Annotated in this window: 13 protein-coding genes; 7 read left to right on the top strand and 6 right to left on the bottom strand. The window is 69.8% G+C overall.

Features of this window, described 5'->3' with window-relative positions; genetic code table 11:
- The first annotated feature begins 8 nt into the window (after window positions 1–8).
- Both DK427_RS20220 and DK427_RS20215 read left to right on the top strand, forming a co-directional pair.
- The gene (locus DK427_RS20220; protein WP_109952832.1) at window positions 9–821 is read left to right on the top strand and encodes a universal stress protein; all 813 of its coding nucleotides are present in this window, start codon (window positions 9–11) and stop codon (window positions 819–821) included.
- The gene (locus DK427_RS20215) at window positions 821–1,153 is read left to right on the top strand and encodes a c-type cytochrome (protein WP_109952831.1); all 333 of its coding nucleotides are present in this window, start codon (window positions 821–823) and stop codon (window positions 1,151–1,153) included. Before DK427_RS20220 ends, DK427_RS20215 begins: the two co-directional genes overlap by 1 nt.
- A 5-nt stretch (window positions 1,154–1,158) precedes the next feature.
- Here the strand turns inward: DK427_RS20215 and DK427_RS20210 are convergent, their stop codons facing one another.
- The 3 genes from DK427_RS20210 to DK427_RS20200 all read right to left on the bottom strand — a co-directional run bounded on the left by DK427_RS20210 (window position 1,159) and on the right by DK427_RS20200 (window position 7,872).
- The gene (locus DK427_RS20210; RefSeq protein ID WP_109952830.1) at window positions 1,159–1,899 is read right to left on the bottom strand and encodes a cyclic nucleotide-binding domain-containing protein; all 741 of its coding nucleotides are present in this window, start codon (window positions 1,897–1,899) and stop codon (window positions 1,159–1,161) included.
- Window positions 1,900–2,436: 537 nt separating this feature from the next.
- Entirely contained in the window at window positions 2,437–5,232 is a 2,796-nt protein-coding gene (locus DK427_RS20205) for a PAS domain-containing hybrid sensor histidine kinase/response regulator (RefSeq protein ID WP_109952829.1), read from the bottom strand.
- Between the two features lie 192 nt (window positions 5,233–5,424).
- Entirely contained in the window at window positions 5,425–7,872 is a 2,448-nt protein-coding gene (locus DK427_RS20200) for a PAS domain-containing protein (protein ID WP_109952828.1), read from the bottom strand.
- Window positions 7,873–8,230: 358 nt separating this feature from the next.
- On the opposite strand from DK427_RS20200, the gene DK427_RS20195 reads away from it, so the two are divergent.
- Window positions 8,231–9,403 carry a YihY/virulence factor BrkB family protein gene (locus tag DK427_RS20195; protein ID WP_109952827.1) on the top strand — a complete coding sequence of 391 codons (1,173 nt, stop codon included), beginning with the start codon at window positions 8,231–8,233 and terminating at the stop codon, window positions 9,401–9,403.
- A 296-nt stretch (window positions 9,404–9,699) separates the two neighbouring features.
- On the top strand, window positions 9,700–13,668 hold the full coding sequence (locus DK427_RS27595) for a PAS domain S-box protein (protein ID WP_109952826.1): 3,969 nt from the start codon (window positions 9,700–9,702) through the stop codon (window positions 13,666–13,668).
- A 64-nt stretch (window positions 13,669–13,732) separates the two neighbouring features.
- On the opposite strand, the gene DK427_RS20185 is transcribed toward DK427_RS27595, so the two are convergent.
- Both DK427_RS20185 and DK427_RS20180 read right to left on the bottom strand, forming a co-directional pair.
- Window positions 13,733–16,492, bottom strand: a complete 2,760-nt coding sequence (locus DK427_RS20185) for a hybrid sensor histidine kinase/response regulator (RefSeq protein ID WP_109954283.1) — start codon at window positions 16,490–16,492, stop codon at window positions 13,733–13,735.
- Between the two features lie 173 nt (window positions 16,493–16,665).
- Entirely contained in the window at window positions 16,666–18,039 is a 1,374-nt protein-coding gene (locus DK427_RS20180; RefSeq protein ID WP_109952825.1) for a deoxyribodipyrimidine photo-lyase, read from the bottom strand.
- 260 nt (window positions 18,040–18,299) lie between these two features.
- On the opposite strand from DK427_RS20180, the gene DK427_RS26505 reads away from it, so the two are divergent.
- Entirely contained in the window at window positions 18,300–18,692 is a 393-nt protein-coding gene (locus tag DK427_RS26505; protein WP_162559862.1) for a hypothetical protein, read from the top strand.
- A gap of 239 nt (window positions 18,693–18,931) precedes the next feature.
- Here the strand turns inward: DK427_RS26505 and DK427_RS27205 are convergent, their stop codons facing one another.
- Complete coding sequence (locus tag DK427_RS27205) at window positions 18,932–19,126, bottom strand: hypothetical protein (RefSeq protein ID WP_245930656.1); 195 nt, start codon at window positions 19,124–19,126, stop codon at window positions 18,932–18,934.
- Here DK427_RS27205 and DK427_RS27590 point away from each other — a divergent pair.
- Window positions 19,050–19,448: a zinc ribbon domain-containing protein gene (locus DK427_RS27590; protein WP_425452604.1), complete on the top strand. Its 399-nt coding sequence runs from the start codon at window positions 19,050–19,052 to the stop codon at window positions 19,446–19,448. The two genes, DK427_RS27205 and DK427_RS27590, sit on opposite strands and share 77 nt — an antisense overlap.
- 652 nt (window positions 19,449–20,100) lie before the next feature.
- Window positions 20,101–20,385: a hypothetical protein gene (locus DK427_RS20165; protein ID WP_162559861.1), complete on the top strand. Its 285-nt coding sequence runs from the start codon at window positions 20,101–20,103 to the stop codon at window positions 20,383–20,385.
- Window positions 20,386–20,659 lie beyond the last annotated feature (274 nt).

Raw genomic sequence — 20,659 nt, 5'->3', positions numbered from 1 at the left:
AGGCGTCCATGTCCATCGCCAGCATCATGGTTTCCCTAGACGCGGGCGCGGCTGCCGCCGGCCGTGCCCGCGTCGCCGCGGACCTCGCCACGCGGTTCGAGGCCGCGCTGACGGGGATCGCCGCACGCAAGCTCCCCGGTCCGGGTCCCGCCCCCGACCTCGTGGCGGCGCAGGCGTCCTACGACCAGGAACGCGCCAGGCTGGTCGGGGACCTGGCGCGGGCCAAGGACATCTTCGAGGAAAGCATCGTCGGAGACATCCGCACCGGTTGGCGCCAGGCCGAGGCCGGGGCCGAGGAGTTTCTTGTCCGGCAGGCGCGCGGTGCCGACCTCGTCGTGGTCGGACGCGAGACGCGTCGCGAGGGCGGGGACGAGATGGCGGCCGATCCGGGGCTGGTGCTGATGGAGGCCGGCCGTCCCGTCCTGGTCGTGCCGCCCGGCCTCGACAGCCTCCGGGCCGCCCGTATCGTCGTGGCGTGGAAGGACGGGCCGGAGGCGCGCCGCGCGGTGAGCGCGGCCCTTCCCTTCGTCCGGGGCGCCGACCAGGTCTATGTCGTCTCCGCCGGCAGCGAGGCGCGCTTCGAGGGTGCGGAGGAGGTCTCCGACCTGCTGGCCCGCCACGGCGCGCACGTCACCACCCACCTGGTGAACGCACCGCCCGGGAACATCGCCGACGAGATCCTGCGTTTCGCCAAGCGCCAGGACGCCGACTTGATCGTGATGGGCGGCTACGGTCACTCGCGCCTGCGCGAATGGCTGTTCGGCGGCGTGACCCGCGACATCCTGCGGGACTCGCCCCTCTGCTGCCTGATGTGCCACTGATGCGCGCGTTACGTGCCGTCGCGGCGGGAGCGCTGGCGCTCCTGCCCTGCCTCCAGGCCGAGCCTGCGGCCGCCTGGGACAGGCAGGTCGAACGGGGACGGGCACTTGCGCGCCGGGAGTGCGCCCGGTGCCACGCCATCGGCAGGACGGGTACGAGCCCGCTGCCGCAGGCGCCGCCCTTCCGGTCGCTCCACGAGCGCTACCCGGTCGACGACCTGGCGGAGGCTTTGACGGAGGGCATCCGCACCGGCCATCCGACGATGCCGGAGTTCCGGTTCGACCCGGACGAGGCCGAGGCGTTCATCGCCTACCTGAAGTCGCTGGAGCGCTAGCGGCGTCAACTCGCCGCCAAACGCCGGAGCCTGTCCTGGTCGAGCAGGCGCACGCCGCCCGGCACGACCAGGATCGTGTGGGCGCGGTCCAGGCGGGACAGAATGCGGCTGACCGTCTCGATGGTCAGGCCGAGATAGTCAGCCACGTCCTGACGGCCCATCGGCAGCTCGACAGTGACGGAGCAACGGCCGGTTCGCGCGAACCGGTCTCGCAGCGACAGCAGGAAGGCGGCGACCTTCTCCTCCGCCGTGCGGCGCCCGAGCAGCAGCATCTGATCCTGGGCAAGGTTCAGCTCGTAGCCGGCCCGCTCGTGCAGGCTTCTGAGGAGATGCGGCTTCGCCTCCACCACGGCGGCGAAATCGTGGCGCCCGAAGCGGCAGGTCTTCACCGGCCCCAACGCCTCGGCCGATACCGAGTGGCGCTCCTGCAGCGCGAGGCCGAGGAAATCGCCCGGCAACGCGAAACCCATCACCTGGCGCCGCCCGTCGGGCAACAGCCGCGTCAGGCGCAACGCGCCCTCGATGACGTTGTACACCGAGTTCGCCGCCTCGCCCTGACCGAACAGGGCTTGGCCCTTCTCGAAGGACAGGTGCTGGCTCAGGAGCTCAAGCTCCTCCAGCTCGGCCAGCGCCAGCACGGAGCAGACGCTGATCAGCCTGACCTTGCAGTCGGCGCATCCGTCCTCCGAGCGTTTGTGGCTACAGGCGTGCGCGGAACTTTCGCACGAGCGCGTATCGACCAGCATGCCGCCTCCTCGGAGAGCGGGCCGCGTTGCCCAAGCGACCCGGGATTCCAAATCCCGCGACCAAATTGAGGTCTCCGAGACCTCGTGCATTGATTCAACGCAATGGGGCGCCTGTCTGGCCAACCATCGGCGAGGTCGACCTGGGCTCCCGTCACCGAAGGCTCACCGGCGACGCGAAGACCGATACCATTTCGGACGAGAGGAAGCCTTTCTCGTCGTGGACCTGCTCGACGACGGGGCGCAATCAACACCGGGGCTCGCGGCTTCCAACGAGCCCGGCACCATCAAGGCGAAGCAGGTCGTGGAGCCGACCGAACGTCTACGAGGGCTATAGGATGCGCCGAGCCGCGATGGATGCCTTGCCCCGGTAGCCGGTTCTGCCTGAGCATCGTGCCCGTAACCCGGGTGGCCTGTTCGAGCTGACCGGACGCATCCAATTCACCGACACGGCAAGAATGCATGCTGGTTCCGGTAGGCCTGCAGACCTTGCTCCGAGGCCGGGATCTCGCTGCATGGCCGCTCCCGGGCAAGCCTGCCTCACGCCTCGATCATGTCCCGGATACGCGTTGCAAGCACCTCCATCACGAACGGCTTCGTGAGCACCTGCATGCCGGGCTCCAGGTAGCCGTTGCCGACCGCCGCGTTCTCGGCATAGCCGGTGATGAACAGCACCTTCAGGCCGGGCCGGGTCACGCGGGCGGCGTCCGCCACCTGCCGCCCGTTCATGCCGCCGGGCAGGCCGACGTCGGTGATCAGCAGGTCGACGCGCGCGTCCGACTGCAGCACCCGCAGCCCGGAGGGGCCGTCCGCCGCCTCGATGGCCGCGTAGCCCAGGTCCTCCAGCACCTCGGCCACCAGCATGCGCACGGAGGGCTCGTCGTCGACGACGAGCACCGTCTCTCCGGGCTCGGCCCGGGGTGCGTCGGTGAGGTCTGAAAGGTTTTCGGTGGCGGAGACGTCGCCGTGGTGGCGCGGTAGGTACAGGCACACGGTCGTGCCCTGCCCGACCTCCGAGTAGATGCGCACTTGTCCGCCCGACTGCTTTGCGAAGCCGTAGATCATGCTGAGGCCAAGGCCGGTACCCTGGCCGATGGGCTTGGTAGTGAAGAACGGATCGAATGCCTTGGCGATGACGTCGGGGGTCATGCCCGTGCCAGTGTCCGAGACGCAGAGCGACAGGTACTGTCCCGGCGACAGGTCGCGCTCGCGGGCGGCGCGATGGTCGAGCCAGCGGTTGGCGGTCTCGACCGTGATGCGGCCTCCGTCCGGCATGGCGTCGCGGGCATTGATGCACAGGTTCAGCAGCGCGTTCTCAAGCTGGCCTGGGTCCACCAGCGCCGGCCAAAGCCCGCCTGCACCGACCACCTCGATATGGACGGACGGCCCCACGGTCCGGCGGATCAGCTCCTCCATGCCGTGGACAAGGGCGTTCACGTCGGTCGGCTTCGGGTCGAGCGTCTGCCGGCGCGAGAAGGCGAGCAGCCGGTGGGTCAGCGCTGCCGCGCGCTTGGCCGCCCCTTGCGCCGCCGTCATGTAGCGGTCGATCTCGGTCAGGCGGCCCTGGCTCATGCGCGTCTGCAGCAACTCCAGCGAGCCCGAGATGCCGGTGAGCAGGTTGTTGAAGTCGTGGGCGAGCCCGCCGGTGAGCTGGCCCACCGCTTCCATCTTCTGCGACTGGCGTAGCGCCTCCCCGGTCTCAGCGAGCGCCTGCGCCGCCTCCTTCTCGGCCGTGACGTCACGGCCGACCGCGTGGATGAGATCCTCGGCCGGAACGGCGGTCCACGAGAGCCAGCGGTAGCCGCCGTCCCTGTGCCGGTAGCGGTTCTCGAAGCGCAGGGTGGTCAGGCCCTCCGAGAGCTTGCCGACCTCGGCGAGCGTCGGCGCGACGTCGTCCGGATGGACGAGGTCCATGAAGGCGCCGCCGACGAGGTCGCGCTCGCCCCAGCCGAGCAGCGTCGTCCAGGCCGGGTTCACCGCCTCGATGACGGCGTCGTAGCGCGCGACCAGCATGACGTCGGTGGAGAGCCGCCACATGCGGTCACGGTCGGCCGTGCGCTCAGCCACCAGCCCTTCGAGCTCCTCGCGCGAGCGCGTGAGCACGTCCCGCGCCTCGACGATGTCCTGGATGTCGGTGCAGGTCCCGAACCAGCGCGTGATGCGTCCGGCGGCGTCGCGCATCGGCAGGGCGCGGCCGAGCGTCCAGCGGTACTGCCCAGTATGATGGCGCAGCCGGTACTCGATCCGGTAGGGCTCGCCCGTCGCAAGGGATGCGCTCCACACCTCCCAGGTCCGCTCCCTGTCGTCGGGATGGACGATGCCCTCCCACTCCGCGCCGTCCGTCGAGCTCGCCCGTACGCCGGTGAAGTCGTACCAGCGCTGGTTGTAGTAGTCGTGGTAGCCGTCGGCCTTCGTCGACCAGACCATCTGGTCGATGGAGTTGGCGATGGTCTGAAATCGCGCCTCCGCCTCGCGCAGAGCGTCCTCGCGCTCCCGCCTCTCGGTCACATCACGGTAGAACAGCGCCAGGCCTTCCGGGTGCGGGTAGGCGCGGACCTCCAGCCAAGCCGCATGCCCGTCCGGCCATACGTAGCGGTGCTCCAGCGTGAGCGAGACACGCTCGCGCATGGCGCGCAGGTACATCTGCCCAATGGGCATGGCCTCGGAGCCCGGGTAGACCTCCCAGTGCGAGTGTCCGACCACTTGTTCCGGCGGCCTCTCCTCCAACCGGAAGCCCTCAGCGTTCATCTGCAGGATGCGAAAGTCGCGGTCGAGGAGCATGAAGCCCTCGCCCATGCCCTCCAGCACGCCCGAGGCCCGTGCCTCGCTGGCGCGCAGCGCCTCCTCGGCCCTCACCCTGGCGGTGGTTTCGGTGCAGGAGCAGAACATGCCGCCGACCGCGCCGTCATCGTCACGGATCGGCGAGTAGGAGAAGGTGAACCACGTCCGCTCGTCATAGCCGTGCCGGTTCATCGTGAACGGCAGGTTCTCGGCCCAGGTCGCCTCGCCGGCCAAGGCCTTGTCGATGAGCGGTGCGATGTCCGGCCAGATCTCGGGCCAGATCTCGCGGAAGCGGCGCCCGAGGGCGGCCGGGTGCTTGTCGCCCAGGATCTCCGCGTAGGCGTCGTTGTAGACGAAGGCGAGGTCCGGCCCCCAGGCGGCGAACATGGGGAACCGGGAACCGAGCATCAGGCTCGCGACCGAGCGCAGGGCCTGCGGCCAGGTTTCCGGCAGTCCGAGCGGCGAGGCCGACCAGTCGTGGGCGCGCATGCGCGCGCCCATCTGCCCGCTCCCTGAGAGGAAGGCGACGGTCGGGGACGTGACGGTCTCGGACATGCTCTGCGGCGGGGCTTGGCTCGGGAACGCGGCGGCCGAGACGATTTCCCCCCGGCCAAGGATTCGATGCGGGCCATGATACGTCGTGGTGGCGAGTTTGCGGCCGAAGCCCTGCCGGCGGGCTCTCCGTCCGCATGACGTCGGGGGTTGGTTCGCTCCTTGGCCAGGTCCCCGAGACCTGCCGAGCGACCGTCAGACGAGCGGACGGCGGGTGACACGCTGCAGGACGCGGGCGATCTCATCGGCCGAGTAGGGCTTGCGCACGAGTTCGAAACCATGCGCATCGTCCCGCGCCAGGACGTCGCTGTAGCCGGTGGTCAGGATGACCGGCAGGGTCGGATGGCTCGCCCGCAGGCGCCGTGCCAATTCGACCCCGCCCATGCCCGGCATCACAACGTCCGAGAACACCGCGTCGAAGCGGAACGGCACCCGCTCAATCGCATCGAGCGCGGCTTCCGCGTTCTGCACCCAGACCGTCGCGTGGCCGAGATCCCCCAGGAGCTGCGTGCAGAAGCCTCCGACGTCGGGATTGTCTTCCACCACCAGCACGCACAGCTTCCGCTCGACCGCGTCCGCAGCGGTCTCTTCCGCGGCGTCCTCCTCCTGAGACGGGGGGGCCACGTGGGGCAGGTACAGGGTGAAGGTGGTGCCGCGCCCGAGCGCGCTTGCAACGTCGACGTCGCCGCCGGACTGCTTGGCGAAGCCGATGACCTGGCTCAAGCCCAACCCGGTGCCCTTGCCGATTTCCTTGGTCGTGAAGAACGGCTCGAAGATGCGGCCGAGGAGGTCCGGCGCGATGCCGGCGCCCTCGTCGGAGACCGACACGACGGCGAAGGGTCCCGGCGCGCCGGCGTGCCCGCGGATGGAGGGCAGCGCCTCGCCGCAGGTCAGCCGGAGCGTCAGCGTGCCCTCGCCGTCCATCGCGTCGCGCGCGTTCACCGCGAGGTTGACCAGCGCGGTCTCGAACTGGCTCGTATCGGCGCGCACGTGGCAGGGCCCGTCGGTCACCTCCGTCACGATGCGGATGCGCGCGCCGGTCACCGCGTTGAGCATCTCCGCGGTGCCTCGCACGCGCTCCCGCAGGTCAAACACCTCCGGCTTGAGGGCCTGGCGCCGCGCGAAGGCAAGCAGCTGGCTCGTCAGCTTGGCGGCGCGGTCGACCGTATCCGCTACCGCCTCCAGGTAACGGGCACGACGCTCCTCCGGCAGGTTCGGGCGGCGCAGGAACTCGACCGAGGAGCGGATGATCGTCAGCAGGTTGTTGAAGTCGTGCGCCACGCCGCCGGTGAGCTGACCGACCGCCTCCATCTTCTGGGCGTGGCGCAGCGCCTCCTCGGCCCGGGCGAGCTGCTCCTGGGCGCGCCGCCGATCGGTGACGTCCTGGGCATACTGGAAAGCGCCGATCCGCCGCCCCTGCGAGTCCCGCAGCGTCGTGAACTTCAGCTCGTAGCAGCGCCGCTTGCGCGTCGGGTCGCCGAACTCTCCGACGAGCGTGAACTCCTCGCCCGAAAGCGCGCGCGCCCACACCGCCCGGGACGCGGCCTGGTGCTCGGGCTTGTCCGCGAGCAGGTCGACGAGATTGTCGCCGACGCGCGGCCGGACGCCGTAGATGGCCTCGAACTCGTCGGCGCAGGCGCGGTTGATGGCCAGCACCTTGAACTCCGCGTCGAGTACGTTCACCAACGCGTCGGTCGTCTCGAACACGTCCGCCCAGAGCTTGCGCCGGGCGAGTGCGTCCTCGACCCGACGTTCCAGCGTGTCGTTCACCTCGCGCAGCCGCTCCTCGGCGAGCTTGCGGTCGTGGATGTCCTCGACGACGCCGTACCAGCGAACGATGCCGCCTCCCTCGCCGCGCCGCGGCCGGGCGCGGGCGCGCATCCAGCGGTACTCGCCGGTGGCCGCCACGCGGATACGGTAATCGACGTCGACCGGCTCGCCCGAGCTGAGGGTTGCCGAGAAAGCCGTCATGGTCCACGGCAGGTCGTCGGGGTGCAGCGCCTTGGCCCAGCCGGTGCCCAGCGGCTCGCCGGGCGCCTGCCCGGTCAGGTCGAGCCAACGGTTCGAGTAGGAGGTGATGTTGCCCGCCGGGTCGCAGGTCCAGGGCACCTGCGGGTTCAGCTCGACCGTGTGGCGGAAATGGTCCTCGCTCTCGCGCAAGGCGGCCTCGCCGAGCACGCGCGCCGTGGTCTCGGCGGTGACGCAGAGCAGGCCCGCGATCGCGCCCGCATCGTCGCGCACCGGCGAGTAGGTGAAGGACCACCAGCTCCGCTCCGGCACACCCTGTCGCGAGAGGTCGAGCATCCGGTCCGTCAGCACCTGGCTCTCGCCCGCGAGCGTGGCATCCACCAAGGGGCCGATCTCGTCCCAGATGCTGGCCCAAACCTCGCGGAACGGGCTGCCGAGCGCCGTCGGCAGCCGGTATCCGAGGATCGGCCGGTAGGCGTCGTTGTAGAAGCAGCACAGGTCCGGTCCCCAGGCGAGGAACATCGCCGTGGGGCAGGCGAGCATCAGCGAGAGCGCGTTGCGCAGGGCCGGCGGCCAGCCCTCCGGCGGGCCGAGCGCAGTGTTCGTCCAGTCGCGCGCGCGGATCTCCGCACCCGTCGCGCCTCCGGGCGGAAGGAACGAGAAGGCGTCAGCCATGCCGAGCGCAATCCCTCCCCTGGAGGGCCCCGCGTGAACCGCTCGCTCGCCGCGACGGTCCTGCATCCATGATGCCGGGACGGCCGCGGGCCGCGGAAGGCGTTGCGCAACGGGAGGTCCAGCCTGGCATCGCGGTCGCTAAACCTTTCGGTACGGCGTCGGCGGGCGCCCTGGCCTGCCACGCTCGGTCGGTTCGGGCCGTAGATAGTGCGAGGGTGTGCGAACGACCGCACCACCATCGAACCACATCGATGCTGGGCGAGCGGGGGATGATTACGGCGTGCGGGCACCAAAGCGTGTCCGTTGTCGTTGTGACGATGCCCCAGGGCCGAGCGTGAGCCCTGCGCCCCGGTGAGCCATGACGGACCAGCCTAACCCGACCACTCCTCCCGCCCAGCCCGGGCAAGCCCCATCGACTTTGTGGACCGCGTTCCTAGGCGTGGCGCTCGTCGGGTTGGTCGCCTTGCCGAGACCGCGCGGAGGTCCCTTGTCGGTGGCGAGCCGCGCCGTGGGGGACGACCGGAAGATCGGGACGGAGGATGCCCCTGCCTCGCACGAGGGCGCCGCGGCCGAGCGCCTAGCCGCGGCCGAACCGGAGCGCGGACGCAAGGCGAATGCGCCGTCCGAGATCCCGGCAAAGGGCTGGAAGGACATCGCGCTGCGGCTCTACCAGGAGTTCGGCAACGACCGCATCCTGCTGGTCGCGGCCGGCGTCACCTTCTACGCCATCCTTGCGCTGTTCCCGGCCATCGCGGCCCTCGTCTCCATCTACGGCGCGGTCGCCGACCCGAGCACGATCAACACGCACCTGAACGAGTTGCGCGGCATCCTGCCGGACGGCGCCATCGACATCGTCGGCGGGCAAGTGCAGCGACTGACCGCCAAGGGCGACACGGCCCTTGGCCTCACCGCCATCATCAGCATCCTGCTCTCGCTCTGGAGCGCGAACGGCGGGATGAAGGCGATCTTCGACGCGCTCAACATCGCCTACGAGGAGGAGGAGAGGCGCTCCTTCGTCATGCTCAACCTTCAATCTCTCGCCTTCACGGCAGGCGCGCTGCTGTTCGTGGTTCTGGCTTTGACCGGCATCGTGGTGGTGCCGGCCGCGCTGCAGGTGCTCGGGCTCGACCAGAAGGCTTGGTACATCGCGCTGCTGCGCTTCCCGGCCCTGCTGCTCCTGGTCATCGGCACCCTGGCCGTTCTGTACCGCTACGGTCCGAGCCGCAGGAAACCGAAGTGGCGCTGGGTGACCTGGGGCAGCGCTGTGGCCGGCATGCTCTGGCTGATCGTGTCGGGGCTGTTCTCCTGGTACGTGGCCAATTTCGGCAGCTACAACGAGACCTACGGCTCATTGGGCGCAGCCATCGGCTTCATGACCTGGATCTGGCTCTCGACAACCGTCGTGCTGCTCGGGGCCGAGCTCAACGCCGAGATGGAGCATCAGACCGCCCAGGACACCACGGCCGGTGCGCCCAAACCCCTAGGCGCTCGGCAGGCCCGCATGGCTGACACCGTCGCCGCCTCGGCTTGAGACGACCGTCCCGACGCCTCCCGAAGGCGCGACCGGCACAGGTAGACCGCCCTGTGCCGGTCGGCGATCGCGCGGCGTCGCTGCGGTGGCTACGCAGCGGCGACCGTCGTCGGCAGCCGGACCAACTTTCGGCGCAGTCGTGTTTGAACTCCGGCTCGACTTTTCCCGCCAGCCTCAAACGACTTCCCGCACCGCATGTCAGGACCTCCCCAGGCCGTTTCCGCCGTCTGCCGGAAGCTCGCGCCCACGACGTTGACGGCCTTCGACGGCGGCAAGCCATGAGCGAAGTTGGGAGCATGCCCCGAGGGGGGCGTCCCGCCACCGTGGCCGATGTGGATTACCGTGCGATTTTCGACAGCGCCGTCGACTTCGCCATCATCACGACCGACCATGAGGGACGCGTCACCGCCTGGAACCCGGGCGCGGAGCGCATCCTGGGCTGGTCGGCCGAGGAGATGGTCGGGCGGCCGGCGGCGACCTTCTTCACCCCCGAGGATCGGGCCGCGGGACGGCCCGAGACGGAGATGCGGTGCGCCGCCGAGACGGGACGTGCGGCGGACGAGCGTTGGCACCTGCGCAGGGACGGCTCGCGCTTCTGGGCCAGCGGCGAGATAATGCGCCTGCGCTCACCCGAGGGCGTCGACCTGGGCTTCCTCAAGATCCTGCGCGACCGCACGGAGGCGACGGCGAGCGAGGGTGAGACCCGCCGCAGCCGGGACGAGCTCCAGGTCGTCACCGATGCGCTGCCGGTCCTCATCAGCTTCATCGACAAGGACCACGTCTACCGCTTCGCGAACCGGCACTATGAGATCTGGTTTGGCAGGCCCGCGAGCGAGATCCTGGACCGGCCTGTGCGCGAGGTCGTCGGCGAAGAGGTCTACCACGCGCGGCTGCCCTTCATGGCGCGGGCGCTCGCCGGCGAGGACATCACCTTCGACGCGCTGATGCCGTACCGGGGCGGCGCGACCCGCCAGTCGGAGATCCGCTTCATCCCGCGCCGGACCGCGGGCGGGGCCGTCGACGGCATCTTCGTCATGGTCACCGACATCGCCGAGCGCCTGGCCGCGCAGGCCGACCTGCGGGAGGCCGAGGACCGTCTCCGGCTGGCCCTGGAGGGGGCCGGCACCGGGATCTACGATTACGACCTCGTCACCGGCGCCCTGACCTGGGACGCTCGCACCCGTGCCCTGTTCGGGCTCTCCGACGACGACCCGGTCTCATACGAGGAAGCCTTCCTGCCCGGCGTGCACCCGGACGACCGCGAGCGGGCGGACCGCACCGTCCAGGCCGCCATCGGCTCGCGCGAGGGCTTTGGCATCGAGTACCGCGTCATAGGCCGACGCGACGGGGTCGAACGCACGCTCGCCGCCAAGGGCAACACCGTGTTCCGGGACGGAAGGCCCGTACGCTTCGTGGGCACGGTCCGCGACATCACGGAGGCCCGGGCAGCCGAGACGCAGGCGCGACGGCTGGCGGCGCTCGTCGAGCAATCGAGCGACTTCATCGGCGTCGCGGACCTCGACGGCAGGGCCGAGTTCGTGAACGAGGCCGGCCGCCGGCTGGTCGGGCTCGCGAGCCTGGAGGAAGCTCGCCGTTACGACGTGGTGGACTTCTTCGAGCCCGGCGATAGGGCGACGGTGTTGGACGTGGCGCTTCCGGCGGCGCGCGAGCGTGGCTTCTGGGAAGGCGACCTCGCGTTCCGCAACGTCTCGACCGGCGCCGCCGTCCCGGTCCACTACACCCTCTTCCCGGTCCGCGACGCGCACGGCGCCGTCACCGGCTACGGTACCGTCACCCGTGACCTCACCGAGCGCCGGCGGCAGGAATCCTTCAGGGACGCGCTGATCGCGTTCGGCGACAGGCTCCAGGCCTGCCGCGACACCGCCGAGATGGCGGCCGTCGGGGCCGAGATCATGGCGCGCACGCTGGTCCTGGACCGGGCAGGCTACGGCACGGTCGACGAGGCGCTGGAACTCATCGAGATCGAGCGGGACTGGACCGCGCCCGGCGTGCCGAGCATCGCCGGCCGCCACCGCTTCGACGAGTACGGCGATGTCCGGGCGGGCCTGGCGCAAGGACGCGAGGTCGTCATCCAGGACGTGACGACCGACCCGCGGACCACGGGCAACCCGGGCCCGCTCCTGGCCATCGGCGTCCGCGCCCTGATCAACGTGCCGGTTGTGGAGCAGGGCCGGCTCGTGGCCCTGTTCTTCCTGCACGACCGGCAGGTGCGCGACTGGCGGACCGACAAGCTCGCCTTCGTCCGGGACGTCGCCGAGCGCACCCGGGCGGCCATCGAGCGCTTCCGCGCCGAGGCGAGCCGGCGCGAGAGCGAGGAGCAGTTCCGGGTCTTCGCCCAGGCCATCCCGAACCAGGTCTGGGCCGCGCGTCCGAACGGCGCGCTGTACTGGTTCAACGACCAGTTCTACGCCTATTGCGGCGAGCCGCCAGGGAGCCTTATCGGCCCCGATGCCTGGGCCCGCATCGTCCACCCGGATGACGTCGGTCCGGTCGCGACGGCATGGGACCGAGCCCGCGAAACCGGGGGCGTCTACGAGGCCGAGTACCGGCTGCGGCGCGCGGACGGTGCGTACCGCTGGTTCCTGGTCAGGGGCGAAGCGGTTCGGGACGGCGCCGAGCGGGTCACGCGCTGGGTCGGCACCAACACCGACATCGACGACCAGAAGCGGGCGGCGGCCGAGCTGAGGCGCCTTGCCGGCAGCCTGGAGCGGCAGGTCGAGGAGCGAACGCGCGACCGCGACCGCATGTGGCTGCTCTCGACCGACGTGATGCTCGTCGCCGACTTCAAGGCCCGCATCGAGGCCGTGAACCCGGCTTGGACCACGCTGTTCGGCTGGAGCGAGGCCGAGCTGCTCGGGGGCGACTTCATGAGCCTCGTCCATCCGGACGACGTGGCGGCGACGCTCGCCGAGGTCGGCAAGCTGGCGCAGGGCGTCAGGACGCTACGCTTCGAGAACCGCTATCGGCACAAGGATGGCAGCTATCGCTGGCTGTCCTGGACGGCGGTACCGGACGAGGCGTTCATCCATGCGGTCGGACGCGACGTCACGGCCGAGAGGGAGGCGGCCGAGGCGCTTACGCGGACCGAGGAGGCGCTCCGGCAGTCGCAGAAGATGGAGGCGGTCGGGCAACTGACCGGGGGCATCGCCCACGACTTCAACAACCTGCTCACCGGCATCTCTGGCTCGCTCGAACTCCTGCAAACCCGGATGAGCCAGGGCCGGCTGACCGACCTCGACCGCTACATCAATGCCGCGCAGGGCGCCTCGAAGCGGGCGGCGGCCCTGACCCATCGTCTGCTCGCGTTCTCGCGCCGGCAGACGCTCGACCCGAAGCCGACGGACGTGAACGCGCTCATCCACGGCATGGAGGAGCTCATCCGCCGGACCGTGGGGCCGTCCGTCCATATCGAGGTGGTCGGCGCCGCCGGTCTCTGGCCGGCGCTCGTCGACCCGCCGCAGCTTGAGAACGCCCTGCTCAACCTCTGCATCAACGCCCGCGACGCCATGCCGGACGGCGGCCGCATCACGATCGAGACGGCCAACAAGTGGCTCGACGAGCGCGCCGCCAAGGACCGCGAGCTACCGCCCGGGCAATACCTCTCGCTGTGCGTCACCGACACCGGCACCGGGATGCCTCCGGACGTCATCGCGCGCGCTTTCGACCCCTTCTTCACCACCAAGCCCACCGGCCAGGGCACTGGCCTCGGCCTGTCGATGATCTACGGGTTCGCGCGCCAGTCCGGCGGTCAGGTGCGCATCTACTCGGAGGTGGGCCAGGGCACGACAATGTGCATCTACCTGCCTCGCCACTACGGCGACGCGGAAGGCACCGAGAGCCTGCCGGATCTGGCGTCCGCCCCGCGCGCCGAACAGGGCGAGACGGTGCTCATCGTGGATGACGAGCCGAGCATCCGCATGCTGGTCACGGAGGTGCTGGAGGACCTGGGCTACACCGCCATCGAGGCGGCGGACGCGGCCTCCGGGCTCAAGGTGCTGCAATCCGACGTGCGCATCGACCTGCTGGTGACCGACGTGGGCCTGCCGGGCGGCATGAACGGGCGCCAGATGGCCGACGCGGCACGAGTGGGCCGCCCAGACCTCAAGGTGCTGTTCATCACCGGCTACGCCGAGAACGCGGCGGTGGGCAACGGCCACCTTGAGCCCGGGATGGCGGTGCTGACCAAGCCCTTCGTGATGGAGGCGCTGGCCTCCCGCATCAAGGAGCTCATCGCGGCGCCCTGAAGTCGCTCCCCCACGCGGCGCTCGCCATCCCGTCCGTGGCGGCAAGCCCGCGCCGCTGACTAAGTCACGGCGCAGGGGAACGGCGGGTGACACGTTGCAGGACGCGGGAGATCTGCCCGGCCGAGTAAGGCTTGTGCAGAAGCTCGAAGCCGTGGCCGCCTTCTTGGGCGAGCACGTGGCTGTAGCCGGAGGCCAGCACCACCGGCAGGCCAGGGAAGCGGCGCCGGATCTCGCGCGCGAGCTCGACACCGTTCATGCCCGGCATCACCACGTCCGAGAACACCGCGTCGAAGCCGGAGCCGTCCTGACCAAGCAGCGCCAGCGCCTCATCGGCGTTCGCCGCCCACGTCGTCTCGTAGCCGAGATCCTCCAGGATCTGGGTGGCGAAGCGCCCGACCTCGACGTTGTCCTCGACGACCAGGACGCGCTGGCCCGTCCCGCCGGAGGCGGCTTCCGGCTCGGTGGGACGGGGCTCCCCGGAGGCGCAGGGCCAGGTTTCGGGCAGGTAGAGGGTGAAGGTCGAGCCGCGCCCGGGCGCGCTCACGACGTCGACGTCGCCACCCGACTGCTTGGCGAAGCCGAACACCTGGCTCAGCCCGAGGCCGGTTCCCTTGCCGACGTCCTTGGTGGTGAAGAACGGCTCGAAGATGCGCCCGACCACCTCCGGCGGGATACCGGACCCGGTGTCGGTCAGGGACACGGCGGCGAAGGGGCCGGATGCCGGGGCGTGTCCGCGGATGGCTGGCTTGCCGACTCCGCAGGCCAGGCGCAGGGTCAGCGTGCCCTCACCGTCCATTGCGTCGCGCGCGTTCACCGCCATGTTGACGAGCGCGGTCTCGAACTGGCTGCGGTCGGCCCGCACGAAGCAGGCGGCGTCGGAGAGCTCGGGCACGACGCTGATACGGGCGCCGGTGACGGTGTCGAGCATCTCGGCCACGCCGCGCAGGCACCCGGCAACGTCGAACGCCTCGGGCTTGAGCGCCTGCCGCCTTGCGAAGGAGAGGAGCTGCCCGGTGAGCTTGGCGGCGCGGTCCACCGTGTCGGAGACCGCGTCGAGGTAGCGGGCCTTGCGCGCCTCGGCCAGGTCGGGCCGGCGCAGGAAGTCGACGGACGAGCGGATGATGGTCAGCAGGTTGTTGAAGTCGTGGGCCACGCCCCCGGTCAATTGCCCGATGGCCTCCAGCTTCTGCGACTGGCGCAGCGCCTCCTCGGCCTGGGCCAGCGCCGAGGCCCTCTCCTTCTCGGCGGTGACGTCGCGCCCGTAGGCGTAGACCACGTCGCCCTCGGTTGCCGTATGCCAGGAGATCCAGCGCGGCGTGCCGTCCCGATGCCGGTATCGGTTCTCGAAGGCGGTCAGGTCGTCGTTTGAGGCCGCGTAGGCGAGGGCCGTGCGCGTGACGACACGGTCCTCGGGCCAGATGAACTCCAGGTAGCTCCGGCCCACCACCTCGGCCGGCTCGTAGCCCAGAATCGTCCGCCATGCCGGGTTCACCGCTCGGAAGACGCCGTCGACGCCGACCACCACGAGCAGGTCGCGCGAGTTGCGCCAGACCCGGTCGTGCTCGGCCGTGCGCTCGGCGATGCGCACCTCCAACGCCTCGTTGAAGCGGACGAGGTCGGCCATGACGCGCTTACGGTCGTCGATGTCGGTACAGGTCCCGACCCACCGCGCGACGGCGCCGTTCCCGCCGCGCACCGGCTTGCCGCGGACCAGGAACCAACGGTAGGCGCCGTCTGCGCGGCGGATGCGGAACTCGGTCTCGTAGTCTCCGCCCGTCGAGTGGGACCGCCGCCATGCTCGCTCGACCTCCTCCCGTTCGTCCGGGTGGACGATGCCGGTCCAGGCGGTGCCGTCGAGCGTCCCGGCGGCCGCGCCGCTGTAGGCGTAAACCTGCTCGTTGAACCAGTAGAGCTGGCCGTCGGGGCGGGCGGCCCAGACGTGGCTCGGCATGGCCTGGGCGAAGACGCGGAACTGCTCCTCGCTCGCGCGGAGCGCCTCCTCCCGGGCGTGCTCGGCGGTCACGTCCTGCGCGATGCCGCCGATGCGCCGGAGCCGGCCCCCGGCGTCACGTATGGGGAAGCCGGTGTCACGGATGTACCGGACGCACCCGTCCGGACGCACGATGCGGTACTCAACCGTGAGCGTCTCGCCTGCGAGGAGGCGCGGCATGGCCACGTAGGCGCGCTCCCGGTCCTCGGGGTGCACGAGCGAGGCCCAGCGCCCGAGGTCGTCCATGACGAGCTCGCGCCGGTCACCCCAGACCCGCTCGTAGGCGGGGCTCAGGTACTCCAGCCGGTTGCCCGCGGGGTCGGCGATCCAGAGCACGTCGGCGGAGTTCTCGGCGAAGCTGCGGAAACGCTCCTCGCTGGCGGTCAGCCCGGCCGCGGCGCGAACGCGCCTCGTCGTCTCCTGCGCCACGTTGAAGACGCCGGCGATCGTACCGTCGGGTCCGGCGACCGGGCTGAGGGCGTAGGTGAACCAGGCGTCCTCGGGCCCGTCGCGGCGGTCGAGGACGAGGCGCTGGTCCTGCACCTCGACGCCGCCCCCGCCGGAGAGCGCCCTTTCGAACTGGGGCCCGAGGGTGTCCCACGCCTCGGGGAACACCTCGCGCGCCGGCCGGCCCAGCGCCCCGGGATGCTTGTCGCCGACGACCGCGGCCCAGGCATCGTTGTGGAGGACGACGAGGTCGGGTCCCCAGAAGACCGCCATCGGGGTAACGCCGCCGAGCGCGATGCCGACGGCGGTGACCAGTGACGCGGGCCAAGCCTCGACGGGCCCGAGCGGGGTCGCGGCCCAGTCGTGTCCCCGGATGCGGTCGGCCATCTCGCCGCCTTGCGGGAACGGTGCCGGGGATGTCGCGCTCGCGCCTTCCATGCCGTGGGTGTCCAGTTCGGTCGTGATCCCGTTGTGAGTCGGCCCATTGCCCAGTTCAAGCTCGATCTCGGCGCGGCAGCGGCCCCGGGCCGCCCGAGGCAGTCGGATCCCCAGGAGCCTGGTCAGGCACGCTCGGCGGCGGCGAGGCGCTCGACCTCGCGCACGTAGCCGTCGGCGTCGAACTTCTTGAGGGTCGCGGCACCGAGCGAGCGTACGTTGCCGTATACCGGACGCGGGCCCCAGGGCCGGTCGTGAAGGCCGAAGAGCCACGTCACGTTGGTGAAGGAGTTCGCGTCGCGCCCGTCGATGAAGAACTTGTTGTTGAGCTGCAGCGCCGTCTCGAACGCCTCCTCGGGCGAGGCTGACCACTCCAGGATCTTCTTGCCCCAGTACATGCGCATGTGGTTGTGCATGTAGCCGGTCTCGCGCATCTCCATCATCGCCGCGTTCCAGTAGCGGTCGTGCGTCTCGCCGCGCTCGAACTGCTCGGGCGTGTAGAGATAGGGCCGCTTGTCGCCCCGGTGCGCGTCGAGCGTCTTGCGCGCCCACGCTGGGACCGCCTCGTAGCTGTCGTAGTTCGGCTCGTAGAAGACGTGGTTCATCGCGAGCTCGCGCCGGACGATGAGCTCCTCCAGGTAGGCCGTCTTGTCGTCCTCGCCGCCCGTGCTTGCAGACTGCACCCTCAGCGCGATGTCCACGGGCGAGATCTGACCGAAGTGCAGGTAGGGGCTCATGTGCGAGGCCGCGCCTGCCTCCGGCCGGCCACGCACCTGGGCGTAGTGGTTGAAGCGGGCATCGAGGTAGTGGCTCAGCGTCGCCTCGGCGTGGGACGTGCCGCCCTTGAAGCGGCGCACCGGCCGCACGCCCTGGTCGGCCCTCAGGCTGGCCACGAGCTTCGGCACGTTCGAGAGGTCGAGCGTGCTCTCGAAGCTGAGGTGGTCGGCACGGTGAGCGACCGGCCGTTCCTCCAGCGGCACGAGGTACTCGGCCAGGAGCCGGCGGATCTTGGGCCGCAGGGTGCGGGCCGCGACCTCGTGCTTGGGCGAGGCGGTCTCGACGGGCACCACAACCTCTCCTTCGACCTGCACCACCCGGCAGGGCGCTCGGGCGGCGAAATCGGCGTAGAAGCGCCGCACCGGCTTCAGGTAGTTGCGGTCGCAGACCACGAGCGCGGCGTCCGCCGCGTAGAGCAGCGCGGTCTCGACCGGCGGCTGCCGACGCGCGACGTAGGCGATGCCGCGCCTGGCGAGCGCTGGGCCGACCTCGGCCATCCCTTCCAGGAGGAAGGCCCAGTGTCGGGCGTTCACCTCCGGGAAGCCTTCGGCGATGCCATAGCAGACTAGTACCGGCAGCCCGAGCCGGTTGGCCTCCTCGACCGCGTACTCCAGGGCCGGGTTGAAGCGGGCGCGCTGCGACAAGCCCATCCAGTACAGGACGTGGGCGCCTTCCCGCGCGGGGAGGTCGTTGAGCGGCTTGATGCGGGTCGGCTGGATCATGCTCGGCGGGGTTCCGGAAGCGCGGTGGGACGCATCGGCCCGCACATAGGACGCCCGCCTCCCAGGCGCTCAAACGGACAACCTGCTGCGGTAATCCACAGCGGAGACGAAACGGCGCGCGTTGCCCACATGTTCTCGCGCGTTGGTGGGCGCGGCCAGGACGTGCGGCCGCGGAAAGTACGTGGACGACAGGATGCTAGAGAGCCGAAAGGGAGAGGCGGCGGTAGGGGAGGCTTTCCGAGGCATGGAAACAACTTCAATTGCGCATCGATCGCCACGAAGCGCAGACCGGCACGATCCCAGTCGACCACCACGGCGCACGGGTGCTGGCCGACCGCATCGACCATCCCTCCCTCAACGTCACGAACCTGACCTTCTACCGGGACACGCGCGGTAGGCTGCAGGGCATTCCGATCTGGGTGTTCAAGGGCTTAACGGATTCACTCCGCCGGCTGATGGCTGACGATGATCTCGACTTCCCTAAGCTCGTGCCGTGCCTCGCCGCGAGGCGCTTTCATGATCTGCACGGCCTTCATGCCGCGGCGCGGCCTGCCCTCTCGCCGGGCAATCTCCGAGTTGATAGCGGAAGTTATGAATTCAAGCGGCGTCTCCCCGTGTCTGAGAGAAGTCCTCAACGCATTCAGCTCGGCTGAAGTCAAAGAAATCCTGTCGGTCTTCAAAATCACTGGTTCCCGCTTATCCTTTGCGTCGGCCATGCGATAAATCGTATGCGGTCGGCTGAGATCTGTTCGATAACCTACGTCGGCGGCGTCGTCGATGGCGCGCATCACTGACTCGGGATGGTCGAGCACTTGGAGGGCTCGGGCCTTCGATCGGAGCCCGCAGGGCCATTCGCCGTCCACGACCTTCGCTCTCCGTAAGGTCGCCGAGTTCACGGACGAGCAGATCGTTGCCGCGGTCGACGCCGTTCCGACGTCATCCACAAGGCCTCGGCCGCCATCAGCAAGAACCACGCGGTGGTCTGCATCGAGGATTTGAAGATCGGGAACATGACGGCGAGCGCGGCCAGGACGGTGGAACAGCCAGGGCGGAACGTCCGGCAGAAGTCTGGGCTGAACAGGGACATCCCGGATCAGGGCTGGGGCGGGTTCGCGCGCCAGCTCGCCTACAAGCAGGATTGGCGCGGCGGATGGCTCATCCGGATGCCGGCGGCCAACACCAGCCGGACTTGCCCGGGGTGCGGGCACATCGACGCGGCGAACCGGCCGAGCCGGGCCGTGTCCCGCTGCGTGGCGTGCGGGCACGCGGGCAACGCCGACGACATGGCGGCGATCAACGTCGAAAGGGCGGGCCCCGCCCGCTTGGCCCGTGGAGACACTTCGCCTGCAGGGGCGTCGGCCGGGGAACCGCCGAGGCGATGTCGGTCCTCGCGGCCTGACACACGGTAGGAATTCCCGCCCTTCAGGGCGGGGAGGATGTCAACGATTGATGCAGATCAAAGCGTGGCCTTGATCTGCTTCCTAAGCGTCGCGGAACCCGTCCCCGGACAAGGCGATCGAGCGATCCATGGCCGCGATCCGACCATCCAGGTACATGATGGAGGGAGATGCCGGCTCGCGCCTGCTCGTCGCGGCTCTTCCCTGCTCCCTCGCCTCCGCCTCACCGTGGATGGGCGGTTCGGCATCCATATGGCCATTCTCGCGTTCGCCCCGCTCATGGGCATCGGCGCCATTTTCAAGCATTGCGGGATCCGGCCCGACGGGGCTTCGGCGCAAGTCGTCGAGGGCAGGCCGAAACACGACCTGGAACGCCGGCCCGGAAAGGTAGGCTCGACCAAGCCACCACCGAGGCGCTTGCCGCCTAGGTCCCCGGCTCGGACCGCGGCCGGTGACCGTCGCCCCGGCTGGAACGGCTTTCCCGTCCGGAAGGAAGCCAGGGCGGGCGTCGACCACCGGGATCGCGGTGCCGACCGGAGCCATCGTCGTAGGCGGTTCGGTCTCGCTCCGGGTTTGTCGGGATACCCCGGACTCGTTCGTGATGCAAGGCTGACCGATGGCGCACCCACGCGAAGGCGCCTTCGAGAGAGGGGGAGGATTGAGGATGACCCGACGCAAACCTGATATTCCGGACGACGCTCACGATGCGGATAGGCTGCCGTCTTCCGCGCAGCGCGTGCTCGACGAGATCGCACGCGCCCTGAACGTCACGACGGCGCTGATCTCGGAGCAGGTCGAGGCAGATTCGCCGGACGGGGGCGGAACATCAGTCCTGACGGAAGCCTCGGCGCTGCTGCAGGCATTCGTCAAAATCTCGGATCCGGAAGCGCGCAGGCGCTGCCTCGACTTCGTCGGGGACGTGGCCGCCAGGGAGCAGGTGCGCGGCTAGGGCTCTCCCCGCCATGGCTGCGCATCGCGTTGGGATTGCCTTGGGCGACCTTGCCGGAACCGGGTTGGAACCTCGAACAGGTCCTGAGCCGGATCCTTCTTGGTGATCCTCACAGTGAGATCGATCGTGACAGCAACGCCGCGCGCAACATCCGCGCGCGCAATCGCAGAACACGGCCGCCGGACCGGCGGTGATAGCCCGTGGATCGAGCCGCATCAGCGGCCGGAAGCAGGAGCTTCCAAGGCAGCCACGATCGCGCACCACGCGATGCAGG

The organism is Methylobacterium radiodurans (genome assembly GCF_003173735.1).
GTDB classification, from domain to species: domain Bacteria; phylum Pseudomonadota; class Alphaproteobacteria; order Rhizobiales; family Beijerinckiaceae; genus Methylobacterium; species Methylobacterium radiodurans.
Note: the sequence above shows the minus strand (reverse complement) of the source record. Positions and strands in the feature narration are given on the sequence as shown.